Below are 12,257 nucleotides of genomic sequence, written 5' to 3'. Positions count from 1 at the left end.
CCGCGGTGTGAACAAGGGCGACCACGTGCTGAACGGGATCCTGCTCGCCGTCGGCCTCGGGTTCGCAATCCACCCGGACGGCAGCGTTCGCACGCTCGAAACGATCGCCGCGACGCTCATTCCGGTCGTGCTCGGGACGCTGTTCCCGGACGTCGACACCGACTTCGGGAAACACCGCAAAACGCTCCACAACCTGCCCGTGCTTGCCGTGCTGTACGCGTTCCCGTTCTTTACCGGGAACCTCACGTGGGTTTGGGTCGGGGTCGCCAGCCACTACGTCCTGGACGTCGTCGGGAGCAAGCGCGGCATCGCGCTGTTCTACCCGCTGTCGAGCGCGGAGTACGGACTTCCGGTCGGCGTCACCACGTCCTCGAAGTGGGCGAGCACGGCCACCGTCCTCATCACGGTCCTGGAAGTCGGCGTGATCGCGGTCCTGGTTCGCGTGGTCCCCGCGACGGTGCCGCTGAACGCGCTTCCCGCGCCCTACTAGCCGTTCAGTACACCGCGATGTCGTCGAAGCGGCCGTCGTAGGCCACCTGCCGGGGGTGGGTTCGCTCCATGCCCGACAGCACCACTCGGTCGAGTTTCTCCCAGGTGTTCTCGTACCCGAGGTGGAGCTTCTCCGCGATCCGCTGGCGGTAATGACTCAGTCCCGTGTCGTGGTCGACGGTGCGCGACACCCCATCACGGAGCGCAGCCGTCAGCTCCGAGCCGGACGTGATCGTCGTGTCGATGGTCGTCCACACTTCCCCGACGGTGCCCGCCAGGTGGGCGTACGACGACCCGAACGCCGGCATCCCGTGTGTGTCGGCCAGCCGGCGCGCACGGCGGTTGTTGTGCGGGGCGTGTTTCGGGTTGTACGTCTCCACGGCGTCGATCCGGTCGCGGTAGGCTTCGATGTCCGCCGGCGTCAGACTCACGGTCAGAAACCCGGGGTGTGGCGCGAGCACCGCCGCGTCCTGGCGCGCCAGCTCGGTCAACGCCCCATCGAGTGTGATGTAATCCGGCACGCACTCTTCGAGGCCGATCGCGAGCACGTGTTTGCGGTCCCGGTACGACCCGGTGAACACCTCGCGGGCGGGCACCACCAGGATGTCGTCGTCGCTGTACGCGGCCGCGCGCTCACGAATGGTTGGCAGGCGGGTGAAATGCGGTGCGTACACGAGCACGTCGATGTCCGCGGCTTTCGCGCGCCGAATCACCGTGTCGTTCAGCACTTTCACGTGCAAGTCAACCCGAGTCGTCGGCACGCACACCCGTTTGCGTGCGCGGTGTTAGCCGCTTTCGGTCGCGGTGAACGCGTTGCCCGATGTCAGGGGTTTTATCGAACTTATCCGGCTGCAGTCCAACCGCGGCGTATGGACGTCGAGTTGCTGTCCGATGATGTCGTCCCGGAGCACGCCCGTGCCGTGAAACAGGACGCGCGTGCGTTCGCCGCCGAGCACATCGCGCCCCACGCCGAGGAGTACTACGCGTCCGGCGAGTACCCCTGGGAGGTCCTGGAGGCCGCCATGGACGCCGGGCTGGTCGCCCAAGACATCGGCGAGGACTACGGCGGCCGGGGGTTGGATCTCACGCAGATGCTGGCCATCGCCGAGGAGTTCTTCCGCGCGGACGCCGGCATCGCGTTGACCCTCCAGCTCGCGAGCTTCGGGGCGGAGCTCGTCGAGGAGTACGGCACCCCCGCGCAGAAAGACCGGCTGCTCACGCCCGTCGCGAACAACGACCAGCTCACCGGGCTGGCGGTCTCCGAGCCGGAGGTCGGCTCGAACCTCGCCGGCATGCAGACGACCGCCGAGCGGGACGGCGACGAGTACGTGCTCAACGGCGAGAAGTACTGGATCGGCAACGGCGTCGAGGCCGACTGGGTGACGGTGTACGCCAAAACCGGCGACACCGACGACCGGTACATGAACTACTCGCTGTTCGCCGTGCCGACCGACACCGACGGTTACGAGGCCGAACACATCCCCGAGAAGATGGGCATGCGCGCCTCCAAGCAGGCGCACATCGTGCTTGACGACTGCCGCGTTCCGGAGGCCAACCTCATCGGCACCGAGGGCGGCGGGTTCATGATGTTGACCGACTTCTTCAACCACGGTCGGGTTGTCGTCGCCGGCCACGGGCTGGGACTTGCGGCCGCCGCCTTCGAGGAGGCCTGGGACTTCGTTCACGACCGCGCGGGCTTCGGGCGCACCGTCTCGGATTTCCAGTCCGTCCAGCACAGCCTCGCGGACATGCGCATCGAGTTCGAGTCGGCGCGCGCGCTCGCCTACCGGGCCGCCGAGAAGGTGGCCGCCCACGACGAACCGGGGCTGTGGGCGGCGATGGCGAAAACCAAAGCCACCGAGGTCGCAACCGCCAACGCCGAACAGGGGATGCAGTTCCACGGCGGCCGGTCGAATTTCACCGACCGCCGCATCGCCCGCGTCTACCGTGACGTTCGCATTCCTGTCATTTACGAGGGCGCAAACGAGATCCAGCGCAACCTCGTCTACCGGCAGTCCGGCGACCAGTAACGAACACCCACACAACGCCGGCATCCACCACGTGGTGGCGTTGCGTGCTCGTTTTCAGCCCGTTGTCACAACGTTTATGCGAGCACTCAGGCTAGTATCGTGCATGTCTGGGTGGAAGTGCGCGATCGCTGGCTGCGGGTCGACGTTCGGGACCGTCGAGGGACTGCTCGCCCACCAGGTCACCGACCACGACGCCCACACGTGTGAGGTCTGCGACGAAACCATCCCGGAGGGGTATTTCGCGATCAAGCACGGGCTCGAAGAACACACGCGCGCCGAGTACGTGCGCTACTACGACGGCGACGCCGCCGCCGTGCGCGAACGCGAGGAGGTACTCGACGCCGTCAACGACGCGCTCGATCCGGCGGTGCTCAAAGACCTGCTCAGCGACGAGCGCGCGAACGCATTGGACACCACCGAGCCGGACCCGGTGACCACGAAGTGACCGCCGGGCCTACCGCTCTTCGCTGTCCAAGACGCGGATCTGGTCGCCCCGGACGGTCACGGGGATCGGCACCGTCGCCTCGTACAACTCCACGGTCACCTGGTCTTTGCCCTCGTCGATGCGCTGCACCTGGGCCTTCTCGCCTTTGAACGGGCCGGCGATGAGCTCGACGATGTCGTTCTCGGCGATGCCCTCGACGTCCGGTTTCGGCGAGAGGAAATGCTCGACCTCCGAGATCCCCGACTCACCCGGGACGAGACTCCGGGCGTGTGGGATCTCGTCCATCGTGCGCTCGATGGCGGCCGTGTCCTCGGCCTCCACCATCACGTAGCTCGTCAGCGCGTCGGGCGCGAGCACGGCGTGGATCGTGTCCTCCTCGCGGTTCGCGATCATGCTCGCGACGGTCTGCTCCTGGCTGGCGGTGGTTTTCACTGCGAACACGCTCATCTCAGATCACCGATACGATCCCGCCCATGATGAGGAACACAAGGAACCCGATGGCGCCGATCAGCAGGATGCCCGCGCCGGCGATCTTCGCGATCTGGGAGAACTCCTCCCAGGACGGCGTGCTCGCCAGCCGGAGCACCCGGGTGTATGCCGAAAGCTCTAGGGGAACGTCCATACAGGGGGTCAGACGACGCTAACTTTTTTATCTATTGATGCTGCGGCCGGCACAGACCCCGCGTCACTCCACGTAATCGATGTCCTCGATCTCCGAGCCCGCTTGGGGTTCCGGCTCCGGTTCGGGCGTCGACTCCTGTGCCGGGCCGTCGCCTTCGGCGGCCTCGTTTCGGCCGTAAATCTGGGGTGAATCGACGCCGGTCACGACCACCATCGTCCGCATCTCCTCCTGGATCTGCTCGTCGATGCTCGTTCCCCAGATGATGCGGGCGTCCGGGTCGATCCGGTCGTAGAGCTGCTCGACGACCCCCTCAGCCTCCTCGATGCTCATGCCCGGGCCGCCCGTGACGTTCACCAGCGCGGAGTTCGCCGAGGAGATGTCCACGTCGAGCAACGGCGACCGCAGCGCCGACTGCACCGAATCAGCGGCCTTCGCGTCCGAATCGGCCTCTCCAAGCCCGATCATCGCCACCCCGCCTTTCTCCATGACGGTGCGCACGTCCGCGAAGTCCAGGTTCACCAGCCCCGGCTTCGTGATGAGCTCCGTGATGCCTTTCACCGACCGCATCAGCACCTCGTCGGACACCTTGAACGCCTCGCGCACCGGCAGCTTCCCGACCGAGTCGAGCAGCCGGTCGTTGGGCACCACGATCACGGTGTCCGCGACGTCGCGGAGCCGCTCCAAGCCGGCCTCCGCGTTCGTCCGCCGCACCTCGCCCTCCGCGGTGAACGGGGTGGTGACGATCGCGATCGTGAGTGCACCCTGCTCGCGGGCGGCCTTCGCCACGACCGGCGCCGACCCGGTTCCCGTACCGCCGCCGAGGCCGGCGGTCACGAACACCATATCCGACCCCGCGATCGAATCGCGGATCTCGCCTTGGGACTCGATTGCGGCCTCCTCACCGACCTGTGGCAGCGACCCGGCACCCCGGCCTTTGGTCTTCTGTTGCCCCATCAGGATCTTGGTGTCGGCCTCGATGTCGACGAGATGCTGGACGTCCGTGTTCGCCGCAACCAAGTCCGCGCCATGGATCCCCTCCGTAGCCATCCGGTCGACCGTGTTCGACCCGGCACCGCCACACCCAACCACGGTAATATTCGTCTGCAGTTCCTGGAGGACGTCCTCCAGTTCGTTGTCAGTCATCGTGCCGGTCGGGACCGTATCGCCCCCACCGCCAGCGACGTCGGCCGGCTCCGAAGCCGAGTCCTCGGACTCCTCGGCCTCGTCGATGGCGTCCTGTACAATCGAGTCCATTGTTGGCTAACGGGTAGCGTGTGAGGCTTAATTACCTTTCCCCTCATCGTCGGACGGGCGTCGCACGCGCTCTCGCGGCCGCTCGTGGAGGGCAACGTCGGCGCGCACGGTTTCGGTGCTGGTGACCGCTGCCGGCGCGATGGTCCGCCCGTCGTGCTCGATCGCCTCCCCGCCTGCGAGCCGCCCGAACGCCGGGCCTTCGGGCACACCGAGGGCCGCCGCGGCCTCCGGATCGAACACCTCCCGGGTGGCGGTCAGCTCGCCGTCCGCCCGCGACACCGACGCGTACTCGGCGTTGAGCACCGCCGCCACGTCGTCGACAAACGCCTCGTAGGCGTCTGCATCGGGGAACGCCGCTGATCCGGCCAGGCGGCGCCCTGCGTTCACCGTTGTGACGGCGAGTGCGTGACTGCGGCCGGCCGCAACCGTCGCCGCGGTGTCGACGGCGTGGGCGGCGTCGAGCACGGCGTCCGGCAGCTCCACGACGAGATAGCCGCCGGTGTGCGTGGCCGCCGGCTCGCCGAAGCGCAGCCCGTCGTCGACGGTCGTCAGCGACTCTTCCAGGGCAGCCACACGCGACAGCGGGACGCCGTCGGTCTCCCGCACCCACGTCTCCGAGACGACCGTATACCCGAGGTCCCTGATCGTCTCCGTGAGCTCCGGGCGGTCCCCCTCCACCAGCGCGTGCGCCGCACCGCTGGCAGTGAACATCGCGTCGACGACCCCGCGGTGGGCGTTCGGACGCCCGAGCTCGGTGAGGCTCCAATCGGCGGCCACGTGGCCCACCGGCCAGTCGGTGTCCGCCAGGATCCGTGTCGCCCGCGGGGTGTAATGGCCGCCGCCGAACACCACCACCGCGCGGTCGCCATGCGGGGGGACGCCCCGCAGGTCACGCACCGCGCGTGCGACCGCACGCGCCCCCGCGTCGTCCTGCCACTCGGCGGGCGAACTCCCCAGCTCCACGAACATCGACGGTGCGCCGACGCTCGTCGGGCCGTGGTGGGTGCATTCCATGGCCACGTCGTACTCCGGGGGTGCGTACGACCGCAGCGAGTCAACGACGGCGTGGTGGGCGTTCGGGCACGCCGGGGCGACCGACCGGTCCGCGCCGCCGTACTCCGCCGCTCCGAAGTTCCCCGTGTAGTGTGCGGACAACAGCGGGCCGGTGTCGCCGCTGTGCCGGGACACCACCACGACCATGTCGACCGCCGCCTCGAAGGCGTCGGCGGCGTCGTCGATGGTGGTGTGGAGCTCCTCGAACACCCGAACTTCGATCCCGTCGGCGCGGTACGCGTCCGGGCCGATGCGCTCGAAGTCCTCGATCTCACGCAGCTGCGCCCAGATGTGTGTGGACGCCCCGTCGGCGCGACTCACAACGATTCCGATCACGCACACGCCTTCGACAGCCCCGGTAAAACGCCTCCCGGTTGCCGCTCATGCCGCCGGCACTTACGGCACCAGGAAGTAGACGAACCCGCCGTAGGACCCGATCAACACCGCACCCTCGACGCGAGTGATGCGGTCGCCGACCGCCATCATCCCCAGCGCCAACACGGTGAACCCGAGCATCACCGGCAACTCGAAGGCCAGCGTGCCCTTCGTGACGGTGATCGGCACCAGGATCGCAACGATCCCGATCACCGCGAGCACGTTGTAGATGTTCGACCCGACCACGTTCCCGATGGAGAAATCCGCCTCGTCGCGCAGCGCGCTCACGACCGACGTGGCGAGCTCCGGGACCGACGTGCCGAACGCGATGACCGTCAGCCCGATGAACAGGTCGCTGAACCCGAACTCCATGAGGACGCCCCGCCCGCCGGTGATGAGCGCGCGGGAGCCACCGAGCAACAGCAGGATCGCACCCACGAGCACCACGTAGTCGCGGGCGGTGGCGGTCGCGTCGTCGTCCATGTCCACGTCGTCGGGCAGCGACACGTCGTCGTCGTCCTGCTGGGCGTGGCGGTATATGTACGCCGTGAACACCGCCAACAGCGCGAGCAACGCGACGCCGTCGAGGGCGCCAAGCGTCCCGTCTAGGGACAGCCCGACGAGCGCCAGCGCGGCCGCAAGCATGAACGGCCCGTGGTGGTACAGCAGCGTCTTGTCGACGTCCATGGGCCGGAGCAGCGCCGCCGTTCCCAACACGAGCCCGATGTTCGCGATGTTCGACCCCACGATGTTGCCCAGCGCGATGCTGTCGCCGGCGGTGATGCCGCCGACCGTGCTGACGAACAGCTCCGGCGCGGTCGTCGCGAACGCCACGACGGTGACGCCGACGGTTGCGGCCTTGATGCCGTGGGAGAGCGCGAGCGCGGAGGCGGCGGACACCAGCAACTCCGCCCCCACGTACAACAGGAGGATGCCGGCAACGAGGATGCCCCCGTTGACGAGCAGCGAGTCGGCCATACGGATCGAAACCAGGCAGCGAGTAAAAAACGGTTCGGTGTGCGACCAGTTATGCTGCTGGCGCGACGAGCCGGCGCATGGACGTCTACGGACTGATCGGGAACCCGGTCGGGCATTCGCTGTCGCCGCCGCTGCACGCGGCCGCCTACGACGAGTGCGGGCTCGACGCCCGGTACGTGACCTTCGAGCCGGCACCGGACGACGCCGCGGCCGCCATCCGAGGGGCTGGCGCGCTCGGCGTGGCGGGGTTGAACGTCACCGCGCCGTTCAAGCAGTCGGCCGCGTCGGCGGTGGCGACCGACTCGATGGCCGCCCGGGTGGGCGCCGTCAACACCATCGACTTCTCCGGGGCCGCGCCCCGTGGATACAACACCGACGTTGCGGGCGTGAAGCGCGCGTTCGCCCACCACGACGTGTCGCTGTCGGGCGCGCAGGCTGTGGTCGTCGGCGCGGGTGGTGCCGGCCGCGCCGCCGCGTTCGCGCTCGCCGACGCCGGGGCGACCGTTCGGATCGCCAACCGAACACGGGCGGCCGCCGACGAACTCGCCGCCGACGTGGGTGGCACGGCCGTCGGCCTCGGTGACCTGCCGCGGAGCCTCGCCGACGCGACGGTCCTGGTCCACGCCACCACGGTGGGGATGGACGACCCGGACACGTCGCCGGTGTCCGCCGACGCCCTCCACGACGATCTCGCCGTCCTGGACGCCGTGTACTCGCCGGTTGAGACGCGGCTGCTGCGGGACGCCGCGGCCGCCGGCGCAACCACGATCGACGGCGCGTGGATGCTGCTCTATCAGGGTGCCGAGGCGTTCGAGCGCTGGACCGGCCTGGACGCCCCCGTGGCGGCGATGCGCGCCGCCCTCCGTGCACGGCTTTAAGTCCGCCGGGGGTATATATGCGACCAATGGGTCTGCTCTCGAAACTCAAGTCGTTGTTCGGGGCTGCTGACAACGACCATCCGCCAGGCAGTGGCGTCGACATCACTGTCGAGCACGAGCCCGACGCCACCACCGAGCGCGCCGTCAAAGGTGCGGAGTCGACGCCCCAGGCCACCGACGACAGCCAGCCCGCGGACGCCGAGCCGGCCGCCGGCGATCTCACCGACATCACGGGCATCGGGCCGGCGTACGCCAGCCGCCTCGCGGACGCCGGCGTCACGACACCACAGGAGCTGGCCGCCGCCGACACCGACGACATCGCGGCGGCGACGGATCTCTCCCCGAAACGCATCCGGCGCTGGCGCGACCGCGTCGGCGACCAGTAACGTGGCGACACCGCATGCCTGACTCGGCGGCGCTTGCGACCGACCCCGCGGCGTTCCGCGACGCCGCCGGCGACGCCACAGCACCGACGCGTGCCGTAGTCGAGGCGCGCCTGCCGGTCACCGACCCGTTCGCGGCGTACCGGCGCGCCCGCGGCGACGCCCCGTCGTTCCACTACGAGACCACCGGCGGCAGCGACGGCTGGGGCTACTTCGGCGTCGATCCGGCGTCGATGCTGCGGGCCGACGGCGCGGGCGCGCTCGACACCGTCCAGGCCGCCGTCGGCGCGCGCCTCGCTCGGGTCGGCTGCGACGTCCCACACCCCGGCGGCCTGTTCGGCTGGCTCAGCTACGACATCGCCCGCGAACTCGAAGCGATCCCTGACACCACCACCGACGCGCGCGGGCTGCCCCGCCTCCAACTCGGCGTCTACCCCACGATCGCGGCGTGGCGCGAGCCGTTCACGCCTGGGGACGACCTCCGCCTGATCGCCGCCGTCCCGGTCGACGAGTACACCCCCGACGGCGCGTTCGAGGCCGGCCGCGACCGCGTGCAGTCGCTTGCGGCAGCCATCCGGGACGGCGACCCCGCGGTCGGCCCGCCACCCGCCGACTCCCCCGCGCCGTTCGAGAGCGTCGCCGGCCGCGCGGCGTTCGAGTCGCGGGTCCGTCGCATCCAGGACGCCATCCGGGACGGCGACACCTTCCAGGCGAACGTCAGCCACCGCCTCGACGCCCCGGCGGCCGTCCACCCGGTGGCGGTGTTCGAGGCGCTCCGGGACACCAACCCCGCGCCCTACTCGGGGATCGTCGAGTTCCCGGGCGTCGATCTGGTGTCGGCCAGCCCGGAGCTGCTGCTCGCGCGGCGCGGCCGCGAGCTCACCACCGAGCCGATTGCGGGCACACGCCCCCGCGGGGCCACCCCCGCCGAGGACGACGCCGCCCGGGCGGCGCTCCGCGCCGACGACAAGGAGCGCGCCGAGCACGCGATGCTGGTCGATCTGGAGCGCAACGACCTCGGGAAGGTCAGCGAGTACGGCTCCGTGGCGGTCCCCGACTACCGGCGCGTGGACGCGTACAGCGAGGTGTTGCACCTCGTCAGCGAAGTCACGGGCCGGCTCCGCGACTCGTGTTCGCTCCGTGACGCGATCGCCGCGGTCTTTCCCGGCGGAACTATTACCGGCGCGCCCAAGCCCCGTACAATGGCGCTCATCGACACCGTCGAAGCCACCCGCCGCGGTCCCTACACGGGCAGCCTCGCCGCCATCGGGTTCGACGGTGACGCCACGCTCAGCATCACCATCCGAACGCTCGTCAGACGCGCCGCCACCTACCACCTGCGCGTCGGCGCCGGCATCGTCCACGACTCCACGCCCGCAGCCGAATACGACGAAACCCTCGCGAAAGCCCGCGCGCTCGTCACCGCGCTGGGGGACGCCGGCGGCATCGGGCGCGTCGCCGACACGACGCCCGACAACTCGTGACCCGCATCCTCGTCGTCGACAACTACGACTCGTTCGTGTACAACCTCGTGCAGTACGTCGGCGCGGCCGCCGACGACGTGGTCGTTCGGCGGAACGACGCCATCGACACCGCCGCCGTCCGCGACCTCGACCCGGACGGGATCGTCGTCTCCCCCGGCCCCGGCACGCCCGCCGACGCGGGCGTCACCGTCCCCGTGTTCCGTGAGTTGTCGTACCCGACGCTCGGCGTGTGCCTGGGCCACCAGGCGCTGTGTGCCGCCGCGGGTGCCACGGTCACGGCCGCCCCACGGGTCGTCCACGGCAAACCCTCGACGGTCCGCCACGACGGAACGGGCGTCTTCGCCGGGCTCCCGGACACGTTCGACACCGGCCGGTACCACTCGCTGTCCGTCCCGGAATCGGGGCTGCCCGATGCGGTGGTGCCGACTGCCCGCACGACCGACGGCGTCCTCATGGGGGTCCGACACCGGGACGCGCCACACGTCGGCGTACAGTTCCACCCCGAAAGCATCCTCACACCGGTCGGCTCCGAACTCATCACCAACTTCCTCTCCCTATGCGATACCACGTAAACGGCGCGCTCGTGGACGCCGCCGACGCAACCGTCAGCGTCCGCGACCGCGGCTTCCAGTACGGCGACGCAGCGTTCGAAACCATGCGCGCGTACGGCGGCCAGACGTTCGCCTGGACCGCCCACTACCGCCGCCTGCAGGCCACCTGTGACTCGCTGGGCATCGACCACGGCCTCTCGGAGGCGGCGCTGCGGGGGCGCGTCCACGAGACGCTCGCCGCCAACGACCTCGCGGACGCCTACGTCCGGCTGTCGATCACCCGGGGCGTCCAGGACGGCCGGCTCACCCCGCGGGACACGACCGATCCGACCGTCGTCGTGGTGGTCGACGCGCTCCCCCGCGGCGGCGTCGACGGCGACCCGGTCTGGTCGATGCCCGCCACCGTCGAAACCACGACGGTCACCCAACACCGCGACACCACCATCCCCAGCACCGCGAAAACCCACAACTACCTGCCCGGCGTGCTCGCCCGCCGCGACATCGCCGCCGACGCCGACGAAGCGCTGTTCGTCACGCCCGACGGCCACCTCACGGAGGGCGCTGCGAGCAACCTCTTTTTCGTCGCCGACGGCACCCTCTACACGCCCAGCGGCGATCTCGACGTGTTGCCCGGGATCACGCGGTGGGCGGTCGCCGAACTCGCCGCCGAGCACGGGCTCACGGTGCACACGGGCGCGTACACGCCGTCTCGGCTCTACGACGCCGACGAGGCGTTCCTCACGAACACCACCTGGGAGGTGCGCCCCATCGCGCGTGTCGACGACGCCACGTACGACACGTGCCGGATCGGGGCCGCCCTCGCCAGCGCGTACAACGCCGAGATCGAACGCCGCCACTACTAGGGGCCACCAGTGCGTTCAAGCAGCCCGCGCCAATACGCACTGGTAATGGTTGACGGCGACACCGACGGTGGGGACGCCGCTGAGCCGGCCCCCGGCGACGGCGCACAGATCGCGTCCGTGACGGACCTCCAGGCCGGCGACAGCTTCCGGTTCACCGTCCGGGACCGCGACAGCGGCGACGAACAGGAGGCGATCCTCGTGGCGCTGTCCGACGGCTCGATCACGGGCTGGCTGAACTACTGCATGCACTGGACGGACGTCACACTCGACTCCGGGTCGGGCGCGGTCCGCGACGGCGAGCTGGTCTGCCGGAAACACGCAGCCACCTTCGACCCCACTTCCGGCGTCTGCACACACGGCCCGTGTGAGGGGGCGACACTCACCGCCGTCGACGTGACCGTCCAGGACGGCACCGTCTCGTTGACCGATCCGGACTACGAGTTTGTCATGCAGGGCGTCGACCCCGGCGACCCCGCGGACCTGTCCACGTCCCCGGGCTCCCGCATCGGGTTCTAAGCCGACTCCACGACGAACGCGGGCTCCGCGATCGACTCGCTTTTGCACTCCGGACACCGCGACGGCACGTTCACGGGGTCGTCGAAGTCCTCGAAGCCACAGTCCCGGCACGCCGGCGGTCGCACCAGCAACTCCTCGTCGGCGCTGTCCAGGCTCTCGGCGATATGCCTCACGTGGGTCAGGGCTGTTCCGCGCGCCACCTCGAACGCCGCCGCGACCTCGCTCGGCGTTGCCGGCTGCTCGCGGAGCGCCGCCCGGACGCGCTCTCGGGTCGTTCGGTCGTCCATACGTAGCCAGTGTCGCCGGATGAAAAAGGACTTACCGGACCGTGTGGAC

Annotated in this window: 16 protein-coding genes; 9 read left to right on the top strand and 7 right to left on the bottom strand. The window is 69.6% G+C overall.

All coding sequences use genetic code 11. The features are described from left to right. The first annotated feature begins 7 nt into the window (after positions 1–7). Positions 8–490, top strand: coding sequence for a metal-dependent hydrolase (locus APQ99_RS06875; RefSeq protein ID WP_012289144.1), 483 nt, complete (start codon positions 8–10; stop codon positions 488–490). 4 nt (positions 491–494) lie between these two features. Here APQ99_RS06875 and APQ99_RS06870 read toward each other — a convergent pair whose 3' ends face one another. Continuing rightward, entirely contained in the window at positions 495–1,250 is a 756-nt protein-coding gene (locus tag APQ99_RS06870; RefSeq protein WP_012289145.1) for a PHP-associated domain-containing protein, read from the bottom strand. Between the two features lie 108 nt (positions 1,251–1,358). Between APQ99_RS06870 and APQ99_RS06865 the strand changes: the two genes are divergently transcribed. Then, positions 1,359–2,519, top strand: a complete 1,161-nt coding sequence (locus tag APQ99_RS06865; protein ID WP_012289146.1) for an acyl-CoA dehydrogenase family protein — start codon at positions 1,359–1,361, stop codon at positions 2,517–2,519. A 103-nt stretch (positions 2,520–2,622) separates the two neighbouring features. Beyond that, on the top strand, positions 2,623–2,964 hold the full coding sequence (locus APQ99_RS06860) for a DUF7565 family protein (protein WP_012289147.1): 342 nt from the start codon (positions 2,623–2,625) through the stop codon (positions 2,962–2,964). Between the two features lie 9 nt (positions 2,965–2,973). Here the strand turns inward: APQ99_RS06860 and APQ99_RS06855 are convergent, their stop codons facing one another. The 5 genes from APQ99_RS06855 to APQ99_RS06835 form a co-directional block, all read right to left on the bottom strand. Beyond that, on the bottom strand, positions 2,974–3,411 hold the full coding sequence (locus tag APQ99_RS06855) for a transcription elongation factor Spt5 (protein ID WP_010902230.1): 438 nt from the start codon (positions 3,409–3,411) through the stop codon (positions 2,974–2,976). 1 nt (position 3,412) lies between these two features. Continuing rightward, positions 3,413–3,586 (bottom strand): protein translocase SEC61 complex subunit gamma, encoded by a 174-nt coding sequence (locus APQ99_RS06850; protein WP_010902231.1) that lies wholly within the window; start codon positions 3,584–3,586, stop codon positions 3,413–3,415. Between the two features lie 63 nt (positions 3,587–3,649). Beyond that, complete coding sequence (ftsZ, locus tag APQ99_RS06845) at positions 3,650–4,840, bottom strand: cell division protein FtsZ (RefSeq protein WP_010902232.1); 1,191 nt, start codon at positions 4,838–4,840, stop codon at positions 3,650–3,652. A 27-nt stretch (positions 4,841–4,867) separates the two neighbouring features. Then, positions 4,868–6,229 (bottom strand): D-aminoacyl-tRNA deacylase, encoded by a 1,362-nt coding sequence (locus tag APQ99_RS06840; protein WP_049892484.1) that lies wholly within the window; start codon positions 6,227–6,229, stop codon positions 4,868–4,870. A 60-nt stretch (positions 6,230–6,289) separates the two neighbouring features. After that, positions 6,290–7,246, bottom strand: coding sequence for a calcium/sodium antiporter (locus APQ99_RS06835; RefSeq protein WP_010902234.1), 957 nt, complete (start codon positions 7,244–7,246; stop codon positions 6,290–6,292). Between the two features lie 77 nt (positions 7,247–7,323). Between APQ99_RS06835 and APQ99_RS06830 the strand changes: the two genes are divergently transcribed. Genes APQ99_RS06830 through APQ99_RS06805 form a run of 6 tightly spaced genes read left to right on the top strand, consistent with a single transcriptional unit; the run spans position 7,324 to position 11,921 of the window. Beyond that, positions 7,324–8,124 carry a shikimate dehydrogenase gene (locus APQ99_RS06830; protein ID WP_010902235.1) on the top strand — a complete coding sequence of 267 codons (801 nt, stop codon included), beginning with the start codon at positions 7,324–7,326 and terminating at the stop codon, positions 8,122–8,124. 26 nt (positions 8,125–8,150) lie between these two features. Next, a complete protein-coding gene (locus tag APQ99_RS06825; RefSeq protein ID WP_012289149.1) occupies positions 8,151–8,510 on the top strand; it encodes a helix-hairpin-helix domain-containing protein in 360 nt (119 codons plus the stop codon). A 14-nt stretch (positions 8,511–8,524) separates the two neighbouring features. Beyond that, the gene (gene pabB / locus APQ99_RS06820; protein WP_010902237.1) at positions 8,525–9,991 is read left to right on the top strand and encodes an aminodeoxychorismate synthase, component I; all 1,467 of its coding nucleotides are present in this window, start codon (positions 8,525–8,527) and stop codon (positions 9,989–9,991) included. Beyond that, positions 9,988–10,563: an anthranilate synthase component II gene (locus APQ99_RS06815; protein ID WP_010902238.1), complete on the top strand. Its 576-nt coding sequence runs from the start codon at positions 9,988–9,990 to the stop codon at positions 10,561–10,563. The genes pabB and APQ99_RS06815 overlap by 4 nt, the downstream gene beginning before the upstream one ends. Further along, on the top strand, positions 10,548–11,405 hold the full coding sequence (locus APQ99_RS06810) for an aminotransferase class IV (protein WP_010902239.1): 858 nt from the start codon (positions 10,548–10,550) through the stop codon (positions 11,403–11,405). Before APQ99_RS06815 ends, APQ99_RS06810 begins: the two co-directional genes overlap by 16 nt. A gap of 45 nt (positions 11,406–11,450) precedes the next feature. Then, positions 11,451–11,921, top strand: coding sequence for a Rieske (2Fe-2S) protein (locus APQ99_RS06805; protein WP_010902240.1), 471 nt, complete (start codon positions 11,451–11,453; stop codon positions 11,919–11,921). Here the strand turns inward: APQ99_RS06805 and APQ99_RS06800 are convergent. After that, a complete protein-coding gene (locus APQ99_RS06800) occupies positions 11,918–12,208 on the bottom strand; it encodes a transcriptional regulator (RefSeq protein WP_010902241.1) in 291 nt (96 codons plus the stop codon). The genes APQ99_RS06805 and APQ99_RS06800 overlap by 4 nt on opposite strands. Positions 12,209–12,257 lie beyond the last annotated feature (49 nt).

It is taken from the genome of Halobacterium salinarum DSM 3754 (genome assembly GCF_008124605.1).
In the GTDB taxonomy this organism is placed as follows: Archaea; Halobacteriota; Halobacteria; order Halobacteriales; family Halobacteriaceae; genus Halobacterium; species Halobacterium salinarum.
Note: the sequence above shows the minus strand (reverse complement) of the source record. Positions and strands in the feature narration are given on the sequence as shown.

Coding starts and splice junctions, on each gene's coding strand:
- APQ99_RS06865 (WP_012289146.1), top strand. CDS start 1,359: ATGGACGTCGAGTTGCTGTCCGATGATGTCGTCCCGGAGCACGCCCGT.
- APQ99_RS06860 (WP_012289147.1), top strand. CDS start 2,623: ATGTCTGGGTGGAAGTGCGCGATCGCTGGCTGCGGGTCGACGTTCGGG.
- APQ99_RS06855 (WP_010902230.1), bottom strand. CDS start 3,411: ATGAGCGTGTTCGCAGTGAAAACCACCGCCAGCCAGGAGCAGACCGTC.
- APQ99_RS06850 (WP_010902231.1), bottom strand. CDS start 3,586: ATGGACGTTCCCCTAGAGCTTTCGGCATACACCCGGGTGCTCCGGCTG.
- ftsZ (WP_010902232.1), bottom strand. CDS start 4,840: ATGGACTCGATTGTACAGGACGCCATCGACGAGGCCGAGGAGTCCGAG.
- APQ99_RS06835 (WP_010902234.1), bottom strand. CDS start 7,246: ATGGCCGACTCGCTGCTCGTCAACGGGGGCATCCTCGTTGCCGGCATC.
- APQ99_RS06830 (WP_010902235.1), top strand. CDS start 7,324: ATGGACGTCTACGGACTGATCGGGAACCCGGTCGGGCATTCGCTGTCG.
- APQ99_RS06825 (WP_012289149.1), top strand. CDS start 8,151: ATGGGTCTGCTCTCGAAACTCAAGTCGTTGTTCGGGGCTGCTGACAAC.
- pabB (WP_010902237.1), top strand. CDS start 8,525: ATGCCTGACTCGGCGGCGCTTGCGACCGACCCCGCGGCGTTCCGCGAC.
- APQ99_RS06810 (WP_010902239.1), top strand. CDS start 10,548: ATGCGATACCACGTAAACGGCGCGCTCGTGGACGCCGCCGACGCAACC.
- APQ99_RS06805 (WP_010902240.1), top strand. CDS start 11,451: ATGGTTGACGGCGACACCGACGGTGGGGACGCCGCTGAGCCGGCCCCC.
- APQ99_RS06800 (WP_010902241.1), bottom strand. CDS start 12,208: ATGGACGACCGAACGACCCGAGAGCGCGTCCGGGCGGCGCTCCGCGAG.